We start from the raw sequence: 18,109 nt of genomic DNA, 5'->3' as shown, positions 1-18,109 counted from the left end.
GCCACGTCCGCCCTGTCAGGTCGTACCGTACGGCAACACGGGCGGGACCAGGTGGGACAGCGGGAAGGGGCAGTCGGTTTGACCACGCACGCACCGCAGGCGGCGCAGGCCGTCACGCTGCCCACGACACTGGACGAGGCCGTGGCGGCCCTCGCGGCCATGCCCGCCGCCGTTCCGGTGGCGGGCGGCACCGATCTGATGGCCGCCGTCAACTCAGGGCAGCTCAGGCCCGCCGCGCTGGTCGGCCTCGGCCGCATCAGCGAGATCCGCGGCTGGCAGTACCAGGACGGTCACGCCCTGCTCGGCGCCGGGCTCACGCACGCCCGCATGGGCCGCCCCGACTTCGCCGCCCTCATCCCGGCGCTCGCCGCCGCCGCGCGCGCCGCCGGCCCGCCGCAGATCCGCAACGCGGGCACCCTGGGCGGCAACATCGCCTCCGCCGCCCCCACCGGGGACGCGCTGCCCGTGCTGGCCGCGCTGGAGGCGACCCTGATCATCGCGGGCCCGGGCGGGGCCCGCCGCGAGATGCCGGTCTCGCACCTGCTGGCCGGCATGGAGATGCTCCGCGCGGGCGAGCTCATCGGCTACGTGCGCGTGCCGCTGCTGCACGCCCCGCAGGTCTTCCTCAAGGCGACCGGCCGGACCGGGCCGGGCCGGGCGATGGCGTCCGTGTCCCTGGTCCTCGACCCCGCCCGGCGCGGCGTGCGCTGCGCGGTCGGTGCCATCGCGCCGATGCCGCTGCGGCCGCTGGAGGCCGAGCAGTGGGTGGCCTCGCTCATCGACTGGGACAACGGCCGCGCGATCGTCCCGGAGGCGCTGAGCGCCTTCGGCGAGTACGTCGCCGCCGCCTGCATCCCCGACGCGGCCCCGGCCGAGGACGGCTCCGTGCCGCAGCTCCCGCCCGCCGTACTGCACCTGCGGCGCATCGTCGCCGCGCTGGCCCGACGAGCACTGGGGAGGGCGCTGTCGTGACCGACGACCAGCACGGAGAGGGCACGCCCCGCAGCGGCGGACGCTGGGACCCGCTGCCCCAGGGCGACTACGACGACGGCGCGACCGCCTTCGTGAAGCTGCCCGAGGGCGGCATCGACGCGCTGCTGGCCTCCGCCGACAGCCCGCTCGCCGCGCCCGGGCACGGCTACGTGCCGCCGCAGATCACGGTCGCGCCCGCCACCACCGCCGGGACCGACCCGGCGGCCACCGGCAGTTGGGCGATGCCGTCCGCACCCGTCGACGGCACGCAGTGGCACGTCCCGGACCCCGGGGGGCAGCACGGCGACCACGGGCACGCCGCGCAGCCGCACCCGGGGCACCAGGAGCACGGCGGGTACGCGCAGCAGGACCCCTACGGTCAGGCCGCGGGGTACGACGCGAACGCCGGGCACGGCGACCGGTTCACGTATCACCCGGGCGCCACCGGCCAGTGGGACTTCACCGACGCCACCGCGGAGAACGCGGCACCGGCCGCCGAGGCCGGGCACGAGGCGCCCGGCCAGGACGTCACCGGGCAGTGGTCGATTCCCGTCGCCGGCGGTGACCTCCCGGACGAGTCGGGCGAGTTCACCGCGTCGGCGCTGGCCGAGCAGTGGGGCGGCGCCGCCCCGGCCACCCTCCCCGGCGGCGCCCCGGCGCCCTGGGCGACCCAGCCGTGGGCGCAGGGACCGGCCGAGCCGGAGCGGACCGGCGACGACCGGGCCACCGGGAGCGCACCGGCGTCCGCCCCCTCCGCCGGACCCGCGTCCGCTCCCGCCCCGGCGGGCGACGCGTACCCGGAGGAGCCCGCCGAACCCGGCGCCGGGACCGAGCCGCCGGCGCCGTCGGAGGGCGGCCCGGTGACCGGCGGGGCGCCCTCCGACGAGACGGCCCCCGACGAGACCGCCTTCCAGGAGACGGCCCCCGACGGGACGGCCTCCGACGGGACGGCCCCCGGCCAGGGAGCGGCCGACGAGGCGGCGACCGGCGAGGCGGAAGAGGCCGAGGAGGCCCCTGAAGGCTCCGCCGAGCCCTCCGTGGCACCCACCGGGGACGAGGAGGCGGCCCCAGCGCCGGAGGCCGCCGAGGAGCCCCTCATCGAAGCAGCCCCGGACCCGGTGGCCGCGCACGAGGGGGAGGACGAGCCGCGCCCGGACCCCCCGGCGGACTCCGCCGCCCCCGCCGAGCCGGGCCCCGCCGGCCCGCAGGACGAGCACCCCCTCGCCTCCTACGTGCTCCGCGTCAACGGCGCCGACCGCCCCGTCACCGACGCCTGGATCGGCGAGTCCCTGCTGTACGTGCTGCGCGAACGCCTCGGCCTCGCGGGCGCCAAGGACGGCTGCTCGCAGGGCGAGTGCGGGGCCTGCAACGTCCAGGTCGACGGACGGCTGGTCGCCTCCTGCCTGGTCCCCGCCGTCACCGCCGCCGGCAGCGAGGTGCGCACCGTCGAGGGCCTCGCGGCCGACGGACAGCCGTCGGACGTGCAGCGGGCGCTCGCCCGGTGCGGCGCGGTGCAGTGCGGTTTCTGCGTGCCCGGCATGGCGATGACCGTGCACAACCTCCTGGAGGGCAACCCCGCGCCGACCGAACTGGAGGCCCGGCAGGCCCTGTGCGGCAACCTGTGCCGCTGCTCCGGCTACCGGGGCGTCCTGGAGGCGGTCAGGGAGGTCGTCGCCGAGCGCGAGGCCCACTCCGCCGCCGACGCGGCCGAGGCGGAGGCCGCCGAGCCCCGCATCCCGCACCAGGCGGGCCCGGGCGCCGGTGGCGTCCACGCCTCGGCGTTCGAGTCCCCGGGACCGCCCGGCACACCGGACGCACCCGCGCCGCACGACCAGCCCTACGGTGATCAGTCCTACGGCGATCACCCCTACGGGGACCAGCCCTTCGGGGATCAGCCTTACGGGGATCAGCCCTACGGCGACCAGTCCCACGGTCAGGACGGAGGCCACGCGTGACCAACGAAGCCGCCACCGCCGAGGCCGCGGGAACGGCGGAGGCCGCCCCCGCCCCCGAGCCGGCCCCGCACGGCCTGGGCGTCTCCCTGCCGCCCGCCGACGCCCGCGCCAAGACCGAGGGCACCTTCCCGTACGCCGCGGACCTGTGGGCCGAGGGCCTGCTGTGGGCCGCCGTCCTGCGCTCACCGCACCCGCACGCGCGCATCGTGTCCATCGACACCACCCACGCGCGCGAGATGCCCGGCGTCCGCGCGGTCGTCACCCACGAGGACGTGCCCGGCACCGCGCTGCACGGACGCGGCCGGGCCGACCGCCCCGTGTTCGCCTCCGACGTCGTACGCCACCACGGCGAGCCCATCGCCGCCGTCGCCGCGGACCACCCGGACACCGCGCGGATGGCCGCCGCCGCCGTCATCGTCGAGTACGAGGTGCTCGACCCGGTCACCGACCCGGAGCAGGCCTTCGAGGCCGAGCCGCTGCACCCCGACGGCAACCTGATCCGGCACATCCCGCTGCGCCACGGCGACCCGGAGGCGGCCGGCGAGGTCGTCGTCGAGGGCCTGTACCGCATCGGCCGTCAGGACCCGGCCCCCATCGGCGCCGAGGCGGGCCTCGCGGTGCCGCGTCCCGACGGGGGCGTGGAGCTGTACCTGGCCTCCACCGATCCGCACGGTGACCGCGACACGGCCGCCGCCTGCTACGGCCTCGAACCCGAACGGGTGAAGATCGTCGTCACCGGTGTGCCCGGCGCCACCGCCGACCGCGAGGACCAGGGCTTCCAGCTTCCGCTCGGTCTGCTGGCGCTGAAGACCGGCTGCCCGGTGAAGCTGACCGCCACCCGCGAGGAGTCCTTCCTCGGCCACACCCACCGCCACCCCACCCTCCTGCGCTACCGCCACCACGCGGACGCCGAGGGCCGGGTGGTCAAGGTCGAGGCGCAGATCCTGCTGGACGCGGGGGCCTACGCGGACACCTCCTCCGACGCCCTGGCCGCCGCGGTGGCCTTCGCCTGCGGTCCGTACGTCGTCCCGAACGCCTTCATCGAGGGCTGGGCCGTGCGCACCAACAACCCGCCCTCCGGCCATGTGCGGGGCGAGGGGGCCATGCAGGTCTGCGCCGCGTACGAGGCGCAGATGGACAAGATCGCCAAGCGGCTCGGGCTGGACCCGGCCGAGGTGCGGCTGCGCAACGTACTGGCCACCGGCGACGTGCTGCCCACCGGCCAGACGGTCACCTGCCCGGCACCGGTCGCCGAACTCCTCCAGGCGGTACGGGACGTGCCGCTGCCCGCCCTGCCCAAGGACACACCCGAGGACGAGTGGCTGCTGCCCGGCGGACCCGAGGGAGCGGGCGAACCGGGCGCGGTGCGCCGGGGCGTCGGCTACGGCATCGGCATGGTGCATATGCTGGGCGCCGAGGGCGCCGACGAGGTCTCCACGGCCACCGTGAAGGTCCAGGACGGCGTGGCGACGGTGCTGTGCGCGGCCGTCGAGACCGGACAGGGCTTCACCACGCTGGCCCGGCAGATCGTGCAGGAGACGCTCGGCGTCGACGAGGTGCACGTGGCGCCCGTCGACACCGACCAGCCCCCGGCCGGCGCGGGCTGCCGGGGCCGCCACACCTGGGTGTCGGGCGGCGCGGTGGAACGGGCGGCCAAGATGGTCCGCACCCAGCTCCTCCAGCCCCTGGCGCACCAGTTCGGGATGTCGACCGAGCTGCTCCAGATCGCCGACGGCAAGATCACCTCGTACGACGGCGTGCTGTCGACCACGGTCGCCGAGGCGCTGGACGGCAAGGAGCTGTGGGCCACCGCCCAGTGCCGCCCGCACCCGACCGAGCCGCTGGACGAGGCGGGCCAGGGCGACGCCTTCGTCGGCATGTCCTTCTGCGCGATCCGCGCGGTGGTGGACGTCGACATCGAGATCGGCTCGGTACGGGTCGTGGAGCTGGCCGTCGCGCAGGACGTCGGCCGGGTGCTGAACCCGGCCCAGCTGGCCGCCCGGATCGAGGCGGGCGTCACCCAGGGCGTCGGCATCGCGCTGACGGAGAACCTGCGCACCCCGCGCGGCCTGATCCGCCACCCCGACCTGACCGGCTACGCCCTGCCGACGGCCCTCGACGCCCCGGACATCCGGATCGTGAAGCTCGTCGAGGAGCGGGACGTGGTCGCGCCCTTCGGCGCGAAGGCGGTCAGCGCGGTGCCGGTGGTGGCCTCCCCGGCGGCCGTCGCCTCCGCCGTACGCGCGGCCACGGGCCGCCCGGTGAACCGCCTCCCGATCCGGCCCCAGGCCGCGGTGGTCACCGGCTGAGACGGATAGCCGACAGGGCGGCACCCCTAGGGGTGCCGCCCTGTTGTTCTGCCTCGTCAGGCAGTGGAGGCCGTGACGGGATTCGAACCCGTGTAACTCGCTTTGCAGGCGAGCCCCTGGGCCACTCGGGCACACGGCCGTGTTCCGGACGGTGTCGGTGTCCGTGCCGAACTCGGTGACTCGACCGTACGGCGGGGCGCGAGAGGGGCTCAAGAGTTCCGGGAGGGCCGCAACGCGACTGCCACACGCCGTTCATGAACAGAGTGCGGTCGTACGACCAAGGTCCCGGTTCCGCCCCGCCTCCCGACAGGGGTCAAGGTGGGCTGCGGCCCTTACTCTGGCCACCATGACCCTCCCTGACCCGCGCGACACCGACGTCGCGGACCCCGCCGGCCCCGGCCAGGCCACCGAGTTCGCCGCTCCCCCCGACACCGTGCTGAGCAGCGCCTACCGGGCGCTGAGCATCGGCATCGTCTCCGTCGTGGTGCTGATCGCCTTCGAGGCGACGGCGGTCGGCACCGCGATGCCGGTCGCGGCGCGCGAGCTGGACGGGGTGTCGCTGTACGCGTTCGCGTTCTCGGGGTACTTCACGACCAGCCTGTTCGGCATGGTGCTCTCCGGGCAGTGGTCGGACCGGCGGGGCCCGCTGGGGCCGCTGACGGGCGGGATCGCCGCCTTCGCGGCCGGACTGCTGCTGTCCGGGACGGCCGGTGCGATGTGGCTGTTCATCCTCGGGCGGGCGGTGCAGGGGCTCGGCGGCGGGCTGGTCATCGTGGCCCTGTACGTCGTCGTCGGGCGGGCCTACCCGGAGCGGCTGCGGCCCGCGATCATGGCGGCGTTCGCGGCGGGCTGGGTCGTGCCGTCCGTCGTCGGACCGCTGGCCTCGGGCGCCGTCACCGAGCACCTCGGCTGGCGGTGGGTGTTCGTCGGCATCCCGGTGCTGGTGGTGTTCCCGCTGGCGCTCGCGCTGCCCCAGATACGCAGCCGGGCGGCGGGCCCGGTGGGCGGAGCGGACGCGGGGGAGGAACCGCCCTCCTTCGACCGGCGCCGCATCCGCCTCGCCCTCGGCATCTCCCTGGGCGCGGGACTGCTCCAGTACGCCGCACAGGACCTGCGCTGGATCTCCCTGCTGCCCGGCGCGGCCGGTGTGGCGCTGCTCGTCCCGGCCGTCCTCGGACTGCTCCCGCGCGGCACCTACCGGGCGGCGCGCGGCCTGCCCTCCGTGGTCCTGCTGCGCGGTGTCGCCGCGGGGTCCTTCATCGCCGCCGAGTCCTTCGTGCCGCTGATGCTGGTCACGCAGCGGGGGCTCAGCCCGACGCTGGCCGGGCTCTCGCTGGCGGCGGGCGGCGCGACCTGGGCGGCGGGCTCCTGGCTCCAGTCCCGGTCCCGCATGGAGCCGTACCGGGACCGGCTGATGACGCTGGGCATGGTGCTGGTCGCGGCGGCCATCGCCACCGCCCCGAGCGTGCTGATCGACGCCGTGCCCGCCTGGACGGTGGCCGTGGCCTGGGGCTTCGGCTGCCTCGGCATGGGCCTGGTGATCTCCTCCACGAGTGTGCTGCTGCTCCAGCTCTCCGCCCCCGAGGAGGCCGGCACCAACTCCGCCGCCCTCCAGATCTCCGACGGCCTGTCCAACGTGATCCTGCTGGCCGTCGGCGGAGCGGCCTTCGCGGCCCTGGGCGGCGGCACGGTGACCCACGCGGCGACCGAGGCCACCGGCTCCCACCCGGCGGCCTTCGCGGCGGTGTTCCTGCCGATGGCGGGGGTGGCCCTGGTGGGCGCGTGGGTGACGACGCGGCTGCGGGAGCGGTGAACCGCGAACGGCCGAGGGGCTCGCGGGGCGGACGCGGCGGCTGTGACGTCCGTCCCACCCGGGGGTGACCCGACCCGGTGGGCGCGTCGATCATGTGGGGCCGCCGGTAGGGTGGCCCGGTTGTCATACGTGGCCGAGCCGTTCTACCCCCTTCGGAGACCGTGACTACCACCGCCAGCTCCAGCCCCTCGCACCACCTCTCCCCGGCCTTCCCCGGCCGTGCCCCGTGGGGCACCGCCAGCAAGCTGCGGGCCTGGCAGCAGGGGGCGATGGAGAAGTACCTCCAGGAGCAGCCCCGGGACTTCCTCGCGGTTGCCACCCCCGGCGCCGGAAAGACGACGTTCGCGCTGACGCTGGCGTCCTGGCTGCTGCACCACCACGTCGTGCAGCAGGTGACCGTGGTCGCGCCCACCGAGCACCTGAAGAAGCAGTGGGCGGAGGCCGCGGCCCGGATAGGGATCAAGCTGGACCCCGAGTACAGCGCGGGCCCGCTCAGCCGCGAGTACCAGGGCATCGCCATCACGTACGCCGGTGTCGGCGTCCGGCCCATGCTGCACCGCAACCGCGTCGAGCAGCGCAAGACCCTCGTGATCCTCGACGAGATCCACCACGCCGGTGACTCCAAGTCCTGGGGCGAGGCCTGCCTGGAGGCCTTCGAGCCGGCCACGCGGCGCCTCGCGCTGACGGGTACGCCGTTCCGGTCCGACACCAACCCGATCCCCTTCGTCACGTACGAGGAGGGCAACGACGGCATCCGCCGCTCAGCCGCCGACTACACCTACGGCTACGGCTCCGCGCTCGCCGACGGCGTCGTGCGCCCCGTCATCTTCATGAGCTACAGCGGCAACATGCGCTGGCGCACCAAGGCCGGTGACGAGATCGCCGCCCGGCTCGGCGAGCCCATGACCAAGGACGCCGTCAGCCAGGCCTGGCGCACCGCGCTGGACCCGCGCGGCGAGTGGATGCCGGCCGTGCTGCGCGCCGCCGACCAGCGGCTCACCGAGGTCCGGAAGGCCATCCCGGACGCCGGCGCCCTGGTCATCGCCGCCGACCAGGACTCCGCCCGCGCCTACGCCAAGCTGATCCGGGAGATCACCGGCAGCAAGGCCACCGTCGTGCTCTCCGACGACACCGGTGCCTCGAAGAACATCGACGCGTTCAGCCAGAGCACCGACCGGTGGATGGTCGCCGTCCGCATGGTGTCCGAGGGCGTCGACGTGCCCCGCCTCGCGGTCGGCGTCTACGCCACCACCATCTCCACGCCGTTGTTCTTCGCCCAGGCCGTCGGCCGTTTCGTGCGGTCCCGGCGGCGCGGCGAGACCGCCTCCGTCTTCCTGCCGACCGTGCCCGACCTGCTCACCTTCGCCAACGAGATGGAGCGCGAGCGCGACCACGTCCTCGACAAGCCCAAGAAGGAGGGCGAGGAGGACCCGTACGCCGAGTCCGAGAAGGAGATGGACGAGGCGAACCGGGAGCAGGACGAGGACACCGGCGAGCAGGACATGCTGCCCTTCGAGGCACTGGAGTCCGACGCCGTCTTCGACCGGGTCATGTACAACGGCGCCGAGTTCGGCATGCAGGCCCACCCGGGGAGCGAGGAGGAGCAGGACTACCTCGGCATCCCCGGGCTGCTGGAGCCCGACCAGGTGCAGCTGCTGCTCCAGAAGCGGCAGGCCCGGCAGATCGCGCACAGCCGCAAGAAGCCCGACGACGAGGCCGACCTGCTCGAACTGCCCGCCGGACGGCGCCCGGTCGTCTCGCACAAGGAGATGATGGAGCTGCGCAAGCAGCTCAACACCATGGTCGGCGCCTACGTCCACCAGAGCGGCAAGCCGCACGGTGTGATCCACACCGAACTGCGCCGCGTGTGCGGGGGCCCGCCCAGCGCCGAGGCCACCGCCGGCCAGCTGCGCCAGCGCATCGCCAAGGTCCAGGAGTGGGCGACGCGCATGAAGTGACACGGCGGGGTGAGCGAACCACAGCGTGTGCTGTACGTATGGGGACAAACACGGTCAGTCCTCGCCGGTTGCTGACCGGATTCTGGACGGAGCCTTCCGCTGAGCGGACCGGCTCGCTACTGTCCCGCTACGCACACGCCCCGTGGCAGCGCCGCCGCGGAGCGCAGCCGTGAAGCGACTGGGCCCGGGCACAAGGCCGGGCCGTCAGCCGATCGGCGGCCTCTGAAGCGCGTGACCGACGGGACTCGGTGACGCATCCGCCGCGAGGGGGCCGTCGACCTCACCACTAAGGAGTGGGCGTCGTGACCGCGGAGACCTCTCAGACGCTCGACCGGGGACTGCGTGTCCTCAAACTGCTGGCCGATACGGACCACGGGCTGACCGTCACCGAGCTGTCCCACAAACTGGGCGTCAACCGGACCGTCGTGTACCGGTTGCTCGCCACGCTGGAGCAGCACGCGCTCGTACGGCGTGACCTGGGCGGACGCGCCCGGGTCGGGCTGGGGGTGCTGGGGCTGGGCCGCCAGGTGCACCCGCTGGTGCGCGAGGCGGCGATGCCGGCGCTGCGGTCGCTGGCCGAGGACATCGGGGCGACCGCCCATCTGACGCTGGTGGACGGCGCGGAGGCGCTCGCCGTGGCCGTCGTCGAGCCGACCTGGACGGACTACCACGTGGCCTATCGGGCCGGGTTCCGGCATCCGCTGGAGCGGGGGGCCGCGGGGAAGGCGATCCTGTCGGCCCGGCAGAAGGTCGCCGTGGCGGAGCCGGGGCCCGGGTACACGCTGACGCACGGGGAGCTGGAGGCGGGGGCGTGCGGGGCCGCGGCGCCGCTGCTCGGGGTGACGGGGGTCGAGGGCAGCGTGGGGGTCGTGATGCTGTCCGAGGTGGTGCCGGAGCGGGTGGGGACGCGGGTGATGGAAGCGGCGCGGGAGGTGGCGGAGGCGCTGAGGTAGGGGCGGGTGGCCGGTGACCCGGCGTCGGTGCGGGGCGGGGCGGGGGTCGCGTGGCCCGGGGTGCCTCCCCCACGCTCGGCTGCGCTCGCGCGGGGGACCCCCACCGCCCACCCGTGCCGCCCCTGGGGGTACCTCCCAGGCAGTTCAGGCACTGGGGGAGGCACGACCGCCCGCAGCTGCGGCGGCGTGGCACGGCGGCTCGGCACGGCTGCCCGCGGCTGCGCTGCCGCAGGCGCACGTTAGATTGACTTCGTGCTTTCTCGTCTCACGCGGCCCAAGGCTGTCGCCGTCTGCGCCCTGCCCGTCGTGGCGCTGTTCGCCACCGCGGCGTTCGCCCCCCTGCCGTTCTCCATCGCGCAGCCGGGGTCGACGGCCGACGTGCTCAAGGAGTACCAGGGCAACGAGGTGATCAGGATCTCGGGCGCGCCGACCCGGGACACCGAGGGCCAGCTGCGGATGACGACGATCGTGGCGACCGGCCCCGACGCCAGGGTCTCGCTCGGTGACGTGCTGGGCAACTGGTTCGACACCGACCGGGCGGTCATGCCCCTGGACGCCGTCTATCCCGAGGGCGACAACGTCAAGGAGATCGAGAAGTACAACCTGAACCAGATGCGGGAGTCCCAGGACACGGCGACGACGGCCGCGCTGGACTACGTGGGTCTCGACCCGTCCGACGTGAACGTCCGGCTGGACCTGGGCGACGTCGGCGGCCCCAGCGCCGGCCTGCTGCTCTCCCTCGGCATCGTCGACAAGCTGAAGGGCGACGGCCACGGAGGCGACCTGACCGGCGGCCGGACCATCGCCGGCACCGGCACGATCAGCGCCGGCGGCAAGGTCGGCGCCGTCGGCGGTGTGCCGCTGAAGACGCAGGCCGCCCGGCGGGACGGGGCCACCGTCTTCCTGGTGCCGAAGGCGGAGTGCTCGGACGCGCAGGTCGAGCTGCCCGAGGGACTGCGGCTGGTCCCGGTGACCTCGCTGAAGGGCGCGGTCGACGCGCTGCGGGCCCTGAACTCGGGCAAGGGCGAGGTCCCCTCCTGCTGAGCGGCGCTCAGCCCTCCTTCACGAAGCCCTTCTCCGTCATCCAGTCCAGCGCCACCTGGTGCGGGTCCTGCCCGTCGACGTCGACCTTCGCGTTCAGGGTCTGCGCGACGTCGTTGTTCAGCGCCTTGGTGACGGGGGCGAGGACGGAGGCGATCGCCGGCCACTTCTTCAGGGTGTCGGTCCTGACCATGGGCGCCGCGTTGTAGTTGGGGAAGAACTTCTTGTCGTCCGCCATCACCACCAGGTTCATCGACTTGATCCGCCCGTCGGTGGTGAACACCTCGCCGTAGGTGCAGGCCCCCTTCGCCGTCTGCGTGTAGATGATGCCGGTGTCCATCTGCGTGATGTTCCGCTGCGGGATGCTCATCCCGTACGCCTTCTCCAGGCCCGGCAGGCCGTCCGCGCGGTTGGCGAACTCGCCCTCCACGCACAGCGTCACGGCGGCGGGGTCCTTCTTGGACAGCTCGGCCACCTGCGACATCGTCCGGGTGCGGTACGTGCGGTAGTTGGCCTGGTTCATCGCCAGCGCGTACGTGTTGTTCATCGGCGCCGGCGGCAGCCACGTCAGCCCCTTCTTCGCGTCCGCGTTCCGCACCGCCTCCCACTGCTGCCGCGGATCGGGGATCGGCTTGCTGTTGCCGAGGTACGTGATCCAGGCGGTGCCCGTGTACTCGTACGTGGCGTCCCCGTCGCCGTTCTCCACCGCCGCGCGGGTGCCGACGGAGCCCTGGATGCCGGTGCGGTCCAGCACGTTCGCGCCCGCCGCCTCGAAGGCGATGCCCATGATCGCGCCGAGGATCAGCTGCTCGGTGAACTCCTTGGAGACGACGGTGAGGTCGGCGCCCTTCAACGGTTCGCCCCGCCCGATCGTGCCGGGCTTCACGTCGTCCACCATGGGGGAGCCGCTGGTCAGACCGCAGCCTGAGGCCGCCACCAGGAGCGCCGCGGCCAGCAGACACGTACGCCGCCTCATGTGCTCACCTCCAGGCCCCGGGGCCGCAGCAGCAGCTCGGCCAGCGAGGCCAGCCAGTCCACCAGCAGCGCCAGGGCGACGGTGAGGACGGAGCCCAGCACCAGCACCGGCATGCGCTGGCTGGTGATGCCGGTGGTGATCAGGACGCCCAGGCCGCCGCCGCCCCCGAACACGGCCAGCGTCGCCGTACCGACGTTCAGCACGAGGGCGGTGCGCACCCCGGCCAGGATCAGCGGGACGGCCAGCGGCAGTTCCACCCGGGTCAGCACGCCCATCGGGGACATGCCGATCCCGCGGGCCGCCTCCAGCAGCGTCGGGTCGTTGGCCTTCAGGCCCGCGATGGTGTTGGAGAGCACCGGCAGGATGGCGTAGATGATGATGCCGATCAGCGCCGACCGGCGGCCGATGCCGAGCCAGATCACCAGCAGCGCCAGCAGACCCAGGGCCGGTGTCGCCTGACCCATGTTGGCGAACGCCATCGCCACCGGGGTGGCCTTCCGGAACATCCTGCGGGTCAGGAGGATCCCCAGCGGAATGGCGATGATCAGCACGAAGAACGTGGAGATCGCGGTCAGCTGGATGTGCTGCCACAGGGCCTTGGAGACCGCGCCGCGCGCCAGGGCGTTCTCGCTGAGCGCGTCCAGGGACGCCTGCCGGAACCACAGCCAGGTCGCCAGCAGCACCATCACGAGCACCACGGGCAGGACGGTCAGCTTCTGCCAGGTGACCCGCGGGGCGGTCCGGGCGGGCCCCGGCGGGCGCGGCTCCTGCTCGGTGCCGTCGTCGTCCGGGGCGGTGAGCGTCTCGTCGCTCCCGCCCTCGCCCGGCCGGCCCGTCCGTGAACTCACGCCTTCGCCGCCCCTCCGAAGCCCTCCTGCTCGGAATGCGTCCGGTCGGCCCGGGCCTCCTCCAGATCGTGCCGGTGCTCCAGCGCGTCCAGCCGGTCGGCCTCCAGCAGCTCCTGCACCGAGTTCATCAGCGTCTCCATGTCGACGACGCCCGTGTACTCGCCCCGCCGTCCGGTGACCGCGACCCGCCCGGTGTTGTCGGTCAGCACCGCCTCCAGGGCGTCCCGCAGCGTCGCGTCCCGGGTCACCGTGTCGGTGACCAGCGTCCCGGCCCGCGCGAGCGAGCCCTTGGCCCGCATCAGGTCGCCCCGCCGCAGCCACTTGTACGGGCGGCCACGCCGGTCGAGCAGCAGGATCTCGTTGGTGCCGCCGGCCCGCAGCCGGTCGAAGATGTGCTGGAGCGGGTCCTCCACGGTCACCGTCGGATAGTCGGTGATCTCCACGTCCCGCACCCGGGTCAGGTTGAGCCGCTTCAGCGCCGCCCCGGCCCCCACGAAACCGGAGACGAAGTCGTCGGCCGGGTTGGTGAGGATCGCCTCCGGGGTGTCGAACTGGGCGATGTGGGACTGCTCGCGCAGTACGGCGATCCGGTCGCCCAGCTTGATCGCCTCGTCGAAGTCGTGGGTGACGAAGACGATGGTCTTGTGCAGTTCGTGCTGGAGCCGGATCAGCTCGTCCTGGAGGTGGTCCCGGGTGATCGGGTCGACCGCGCCGAACGGCTCGTCCATCAGCAACACCGGCGGATCCGCCGCCAGCGCCCGGGCCACGCCGACCCGCTGCTGCTGGCCGCCGGAGAGCTGGCGGGGATAGCGGTCGTGGAACTCCCCGGGGTCCAGCCCGACCAGGTCGAGCATCTCCTCCACCCGGGACCGGATCCGCGCCTTCGACCAGCCGATCATGCGGGGCACCAGCGCGATGTTCTGGGCGACGGTCATGTGCGGGAAGAGACCGGAGGACTGGATCGCGTAGCCGACCTTCCGCCGCAGCTTCACCGGGTCGATGTCGGTGACGTCCTCGCCGTCGATGCGGATGCGTCCGCCGCTCGGCTCGATCAGCCGGTTGATCATCTTCAGGGTGGTGGACTTCCCGCAGCCCGAGGGGCCGACGAAGATGACCGTCTCGCCCGCCTTGATCTCCATGGAGACGTTGTCCACGGCGGGCAGAGGGCTGCCGGGGTAGCGCTTGGTCAGGTTCTCCAGCTCGATGATCGCGCCCGTGGTGCCCGTGGTGCCCGTGGTGCCCGTGGCGCCCGGCGCGTCGGCGGAGGTGTTCTCGGACGTCTCAGACACGGATCCCCCGGGAGATGGTCAGCCTGCCCAGCAGGACGTAGGCGGCGTCGAAGAGCAGGGCCAGGACGACGATGCCGAGCGTGCCCGCGAGCACCTGGTTGAGCGCGTTCTTGCTGCCCAGCGACGCGATCCCGCGGAAGATCTCGTTGCCGAGGCCGGGCCCGGAGGCGTACGCGGCGATCGCCGCGATGCCCATCAGCATCTGCGTCGAGACCCGGATGCCGGTCAGGATCGGCGGCCAGGCCAGCGGCAGCTCCACCTTCAGCAGCTGCGCCACCCGCGACATCCCGATGCCCCTGGCCGCGTCCACCAGCGCCGGGTCCACCCCGCGCAGCCCGACGATCGCGTTGCGGACGATGGGCAGCAGCCCGTACAGGGTCAGCGCGGTCACCGTCGGCGGGACGCCCAGCCCGACGATGGGGATCAGCAGGCCGATCATGGCCAGGGACGGAATGGTCAGGATGGTCGCGGTGGTGAGCGTCGCCAGGTTCCCCGCCCACTCGCTGCGATAGGTGACGACACCGATCAGCACCCCGAGCAGCGTCGCCACCACCATGCACTGGAAGACGGCGCTGGCGTGCTGGTAGGCGTCGGTGAGCAGTTGCTGGTGGCGGCTGCCGACGAACTCCCAGAAGTTCACGTCCGCTCACCTCCGGGGTCGGGAAGTCTCACTCACGTCGTCGGTCGCGGTCCTCGGCCGCCTGCTCCACCAGCGGGATGATCCGCAGCGGAACCGGGTTCTCCATCACGATCGCCGTGGCGGCCCGGACGATGCCATCAAAACCGACAACCCGGTCGATCACCCGCTGGAGATCGGCGTTCGAGCGGGCCACCAGCCGGCACAGCATGTCCCCGGTACCCGTCGTGGTGTGCAGCTCCAGCACCTCCGGCACGCTCGCCAAATGCGCCCGGACATCGGGCCCTTGACCCTGCCGGATCTCCAGCGTCGCGAACGCCGTCACCGGGTAGCCGAGCGCCGCCGGGTCCACCTCCGGCCCGAATCCGCGGATGACTCCGTTCGACTGAAGCCGGTCCAGCCGCGCCTGCACCGTGCCGCGCGCCACCCCCAGCCGCCGGGACATCTCCAGCACGCCGATCCGGGGCTCCCGCGCGAGCAGCCCGATGATCCGCCCGTCCAGACGGTCGATCCCCATCCTCGCGCCCTCCCGGCTGGTCATCCTGCACAGATCGCCTGTCACGACCGGCGTTTCACTGGGCAGAGTGCCCAGTGAAAACGCAAACTATTGCGCACCTTGCGGACGCGGGAGACCCTGCGGCTATGACGCAGACCACACACCACACTCCCGACACCGCCCGGCAGGCCGACCCCTTCCCGGTCAAGGGAATGGACGCGGTCGTCTTCGCCGTGGGCAACGCCAAGCAGGCGGCGCACTACTACTCCACCGCCTTCGGCATGCGGCTGGTCGCCTACTCCGGACCGGAGAACGGCAGCCGCGAGACCGCCAGCTACGTCCTGGAGAACGGCTCCGCCCGCTTCGTCCTCACCTCGGTGATCAAGCCGGCCACCGAATGGGGCCGCTTCCTCGCCCAGCACGTGGCCGAGCACGGCGACGGCGTCGTCGACCTCGCCATCGAGGTCCCGGACGCGCGCGCCGCCCACGCCTACGCCGTCGAGCACGGCGCCCGCTCGGTCGCGGAGCCGTACGAGCTCAAGGACGAGCACGGCACCGTGGTCCTCGCCGCCATCGCCACCTACGGCGAGACCCGCCACACCCTGGTCGAGCGCACCGGTTACGACGGCCCCTATCTGCCCGGCTACGCCGCCGCCGCGCCGATCGTCGAGCCGCCCGCGCAGCGCACCTTCCAGGCCGTCGACCACTGCGTCGGCAACGTCGAACTCGGCCGCATGAACGAGTGGGTCGGCTTCTACAACAAAGTCATGGGCTTCACGAACATGAAGGAGTTCGTGGGCGACGACATCGCCACCGAGTACAGCGCGCTGATGTCCAAGGTCGTCGCCGACGGCACCCTCAAGGTCAAGTTCCCGATCAACGAGCCCGCGGTCGCCAAGAAGAAGTCCCAGATCGACGAGTACCTGGAGTTCTACGGCGGCGCCGGCGTCCAGCACATCGCGCTGAACACCAACGACATCGTGCAGTCCGTGCGCACGATGAAGGCGGCCGGCGTCGAGTTCCTGGACACGCCCGACTCGTACTACGACACGCTCGGCGAGTGGGCCGGTGAGACCCGCGTCCCCGTCGAGACCCTGCGGGAACTGAAGATCCTCGTCGACCGCGACGAGGACGGCTACCTGCTGCAGATCTTCACCAAGCCGGTCCAGGACCGTCCGACCGTGTTCTTCGAGATGATCGAACGCCACGGCTCGATGGGCTTCGGCAAGGGCAACTTCAAGGCCCTGTTCGAGGCGATCGAGCGCGAGCAGGAGAAGCGCGGCAACCTCTGAGCACCGCGAGCGGCTACTCGGGCGGGTCCTCCACGGAGGGCTCGCCCAGCTCCGCCGGCACCCGCCGCGCCTCGGGCGCCCGCAGCGGGCAGGCGAAGGGAGCCGTCGACGGGGTTCACACCGATGGCCCCGGGTGCGAACCTGTGATCATGAGCCGTATCGAAGCGCCTCGCGACGAAGACGACGCAGCCACGGCGGTCACCGGCACCCTCGTCGACCGGCTGCTCGCCGGCCTGCCCGCCGAGGCCGTCCTCACCGACCCCGACGTCACGGCCTCGTACGCCAACGACATGGCGAGCTTCTGCCCGGCCGGCGCCCCCGCGGTGGTCGTCCTGCCGCGCACCGTGGAGGACGTCCAGCACGTCATGCGCACCGCCACCGAGCTGCGCGTCCCCGTCGTCCCGCAGGGCGCCCGCACCGGCCTGTCCGGCGGGGCCAACGCCACCGACGGCTGCGTGGTCCTCTCCCTGACCAGGATGGACCGCATCCTGGAGATCAACCCGGTCGACCGCGTCGCCGTCGTCGAACCGGGCGTCGTCAACGCCACGCTCTCCCGCGCGGTCGGCGAACACGGGCTGTACTACCCGCCCGACCCCTCCAGCTGGGAGATGTGCACGATCGGCGGCAACATCGGCACCGCCTCCGGCGGCCTGTGCTGCGTCAAGTACGGGGTGACCGCCGAGTACGTCCTCGGCCTGGACGTCGTCCTCGCCGACGGCCGCCTGATGTCCACCGGCCGCCGCACCGCCAAGGGCGTCGCCGGGTACGACCTCACCCGCCTGTTCGTCGGCTCCGAGGGCTCCCTCGGCATCGTCGTACGGGCCGTCCTCGCGCTGCGGCCCAAGCCGCCCGAGCAACTGGTGCTGGCCGCCGAGTTCGCCTCCGCCTCCGCCGCCTGCGACGCGATCTGCCGGATCATGGAGGGCGGGCACGTCCCGTCCCTCCTCGAACTGATGGACCGTACGACCGTCAAGGCGGTCAACGACCTCGCCCACATGGGGCTGCCGGAGACCACCGAGGCCCTGCTGCTCGCCGCCTTCGACACCGCCGACCCGGCCGCCGACCTGGCCGCCGTCGGCGCGCTGTGCGAGGCCGCCGGTGCCACACAGGTGGTGCCCGCCGACGACGTGGCCGAGTCCGAACTCCTCCTCCAGGCACGGCGCCTGTCCCTCACGGCGCTGGAGGCGGTGAAGGGCACGACGATGATCGACGACGTGTGCGTGCCGCGCTCCCGGCTCGGCGACATGCTGGAGGGCATCGAGCGCGTCGCCGCGAAGTACGACCTCACCATCGGGGTCTGCGCCCACGCCGGCGACGGCAACACCCACCCCACCGTGTGCTTCGACGCGGCGGACCCCGACGAGTCCCGGCGCGCCCGCGAGTCCTTCGACGAGATCATGGCCCTCGGCCTGGAACTGGGCGGCACCATCACCGGCGAGCACGGCGTGGGCGTCCTGAAGAAGGAGTGGCTGGCGCGCGAGATCGGCCCGGTGGGACTGGAGATGCAGCGGGCCGTCAAGCAGGTCTTCGACCCGCTCGGCATCCTCAACCCGGGCAAGCTGTTCTGACC

General features: G+C 73.1%; 14 protein-coding genes and 1 tRNA gene. 9 read left to right on the top strand and 6 right to left on the bottom strand.

Translation table 11 applies throughout. The annotated features are described in order from the left end of the window. Positions 1 to 78 precede the first annotated feature (78 nt). Genes ACIRG6_RS04725 through ACIRG6_RS04715 form a run of 3 tightly spaced genes read left to right on the top strand, consistent with a single transcriptional unit; the run spans position 79 to position 5,236 of the window. A complete protein-coding gene (locus ACIRG6_RS04725) occupies positions 79 to 972 on the top strand; it encodes an FAD binding domain-containing protein (protein ID WP_189231018.1) in 894 nt (297 codons plus the stop codon). Next, positions 969 to 2,927 (top strand): 2Fe-2S iron-sulfur cluster-binding protein, encoded by a 1,959-nt coding sequence (locus tag ACIRG6_RS04720; RefSeq protein WP_403320690.1) that lies wholly within the window; start codon positions 969 to 971, stop codon positions 2,925 to 2,927. The genes ACIRG6_RS04725 and ACIRG6_RS04720 overlap by 4 nt, the downstream gene beginning before the upstream one ends. Further along, a complete protein-coding gene (locus ACIRG6_RS04715) occupies positions 2,924 to 5,236 on the top strand; it encodes a xanthine dehydrogenase family protein molybdopterin-binding subunit (protein ID WP_403320688.1) in 2,313 nt (770 codons plus the stop codon). The genes ACIRG6_RS04720 and ACIRG6_RS04715 overlap by 4 nt, the downstream gene beginning before the upstream one ends. Before the next feature lie 64 nt (positions 5,237 to 5,300). Here the strand turns inward: ACIRG6_RS04715 and ACIRG6_RS04710 are convergent. After that, positions 5,301 to 5,375: transfer RNA gene (locus ACIRG6_RS04710), tRNA-Cys, on the bottom strand. A 207-nt stretch (positions 5,376 to 5,582) separates the two neighbouring features. Here ACIRG6_RS04710 and ACIRG6_RS04705 point away from each other — a divergent pair. The 4 genes from ACIRG6_RS04705 (at position 5,583) to ACIRG6_RS04690 (ending at position 11,004) form a co-directional block, all read left to right on the top strand. Next, positions 5,583 to 7,049, top strand: coding sequence for an MFS transporter (locus ACIRG6_RS04705; RefSeq protein WP_364674933.1), 1,467 nt, complete (start codon positions 5,583 to 5,585; stop codon positions 7,047 to 7,049). A gap of 161 nt (positions 7,050 to 7,210) precedes the next feature. Continuing rightward, a complete protein-coding gene (locus ACIRG6_RS04700) occupies positions 7,211 to 9,007 on the top strand; it encodes a DEAD/DEAH box helicase (RefSeq protein ID WP_403320686.1) in 1,797 nt (598 codons plus the stop codon). A 302-nt stretch (positions 9,008 to 9,309) separates the two neighbouring features. Continuing rightward, positions 9,310 to 9,960: an IclR family transcriptional regulator gene (locus tag ACIRG6_RS04695; protein WP_239766312.1), complete on the top strand. Its 651-nt coding sequence runs from the start codon at positions 9,310 to 9,312 to the stop codon at positions 9,958 to 9,960. Positions 9,961 to 10,212: 252 nt separating this feature from the next. After that, complete coding sequence (locus ACIRG6_RS04690; protein ID WP_350722588.1) at positions 10,213 to 11,004, top strand: S16 family serine protease; 792 nt, start codon at positions 10,213 to 10,215, stop codon at positions 11,002 to 11,004. Between the two features lie 7 nt (positions 11,005 to 11,011). On the opposite strand, the gene ACIRG6_RS04685 is transcribed toward ACIRG6_RS04690, so the two are convergent. Genes ACIRG6_RS04685 through ACIRG6_RS04665 form a run of 5 tightly spaced genes read right to left on the bottom strand, consistent with a single transcriptional unit; the run spans position 11,012 to position 15,268 of the window. Further along, a complete protein-coding gene (locus ACIRG6_RS04685; protein WP_365021209.1) occupies positions 11,012 to 11,977 on the bottom strand; it encodes a glycine betaine ABC transporter substrate-binding protein in 966 nt (321 codons plus the stop codon). Continuing rightward, the gene (locus ACIRG6_RS04680; protein ID WP_403320683.1) at positions 11,974 to 12,825 is read right to left on the bottom strand and encodes an ABC transporter permease; all 852 of its coding nucleotides are present in this window, start codon (positions 12,823 to 12,825) and stop codon (positions 11,974 to 11,976) included. The genes ACIRG6_RS04685 and ACIRG6_RS04680 overlap by 4 nt, the downstream gene beginning before the upstream one ends. Then, the gene (locus ACIRG6_RS04675) at positions 12,822 to 14,114 is read right to left on the bottom strand and encodes a betaine/proline/choline family ABC transporter ATP-binding protein (RefSeq protein WP_403320680.1); all 1,293 of its coding nucleotides are present in this window, start codon (positions 14,112 to 14,114) and stop codon (positions 12,822 to 12,824) included. The genes ACIRG6_RS04680 and ACIRG6_RS04675 overlap by 4 nt, the downstream gene beginning before the upstream one ends. Then, positions 14,107 to 14,754, bottom strand: a complete 648-nt coding sequence (locus tag ACIRG6_RS04670; RefSeq protein WP_364674922.1) for an ABC transporter permease — start codon at positions 14,752 to 14,754, stop codon at positions 14,107 to 14,109. Before ACIRG6_RS04670 ends, ACIRG6_RS04675 begins: the two co-directional genes overlap by 8 nt. Before the next feature lie 28 nt (positions 14,755 to 14,782). After that, on the bottom strand, positions 14,783 to 15,268 hold the full coding sequence (locus tag ACIRG6_RS04665; protein WP_189231007.1) for an Lrp/AsnC family transcriptional regulator: 486 nt from the start codon (positions 15,266 to 15,268) through the stop codon (positions 14,783 to 14,785). A gap of 125 nt (positions 15,269 to 15,393) precedes the next feature. On the opposite strand from ACIRG6_RS04665, the gene hppD reads away from it, so the two are divergent. Both hppD and ACIRG6_RS04655 read left to right on the top strand, forming a co-directional pair. Further along, complete coding sequence (gene hppD, locus ACIRG6_RS04660; protein ID WP_364674918.1) at positions 15,394 to 16,539, top strand: 4-hydroxyphenylpyruvate dioxygenase; 1,146 nt, start codon at positions 15,394 to 15,396, stop codon at positions 16,537 to 16,539. A gap of 143 nt (positions 16,540 to 16,682) precedes the next feature. Further along, positions 16,683 to 18,107: an FAD-binding oxidoreductase gene (locus ACIRG6_RS04655; protein WP_365021211.1), complete on the top strand. Its 1,425-nt coding sequence runs from the start codon at positions 16,683 to 16,685 to the stop codon at positions 18,105 to 18,107. Positions 18,108 to 18,109 lie beyond the last annotated feature (2 nt).

This window comes from Streptomyces flaveolus, from assembly GCF_044765825.1.
Taxonomy (GTDB): Bacteria; Actinomycetota; Actinomycetes; order Streptomycetales; family Streptomycetaceae; genus Streptomyces; species Streptomyces flaveolus.
The sequence above is the reverse complement of the archived record's forward strand: the minus strand, read 5'-3'. Positions and strand labels throughout refer to the sequence as shown.

Excerpts from the sequence above, each read along its gene's own strand:
- ACIRG6_RS04705 (WP_364674933.1), top strand. The coding sequence starts at position 5,583 with ATGACCCTCCCTGACCCGCGCGACACCGACGTCGCGGACCCCGCCGGC.
- ACIRG6_RS04685 (WP_365021209.1), bottom strand. The coding sequence starts at position 11,977 with ATGAGGCGGCGTACGTGTCTGCTGGCCGCGGCGCTCCTGGTGGCGGCC.
- ACIRG6_RS04665 (WP_189231007.1), bottom strand. The coding sequence starts at position 15,268 with ATGGGGATCGACCGTCTGGACGGGCGGATCATCGGGCTGCTCGCGCGG.
- hppD (WP_364674918.1), top strand. The coding sequence starts at position 15,394 with ATGACGCAGACCACACACCACACTCCCGACACCGCCCGGCAGGCCGAC.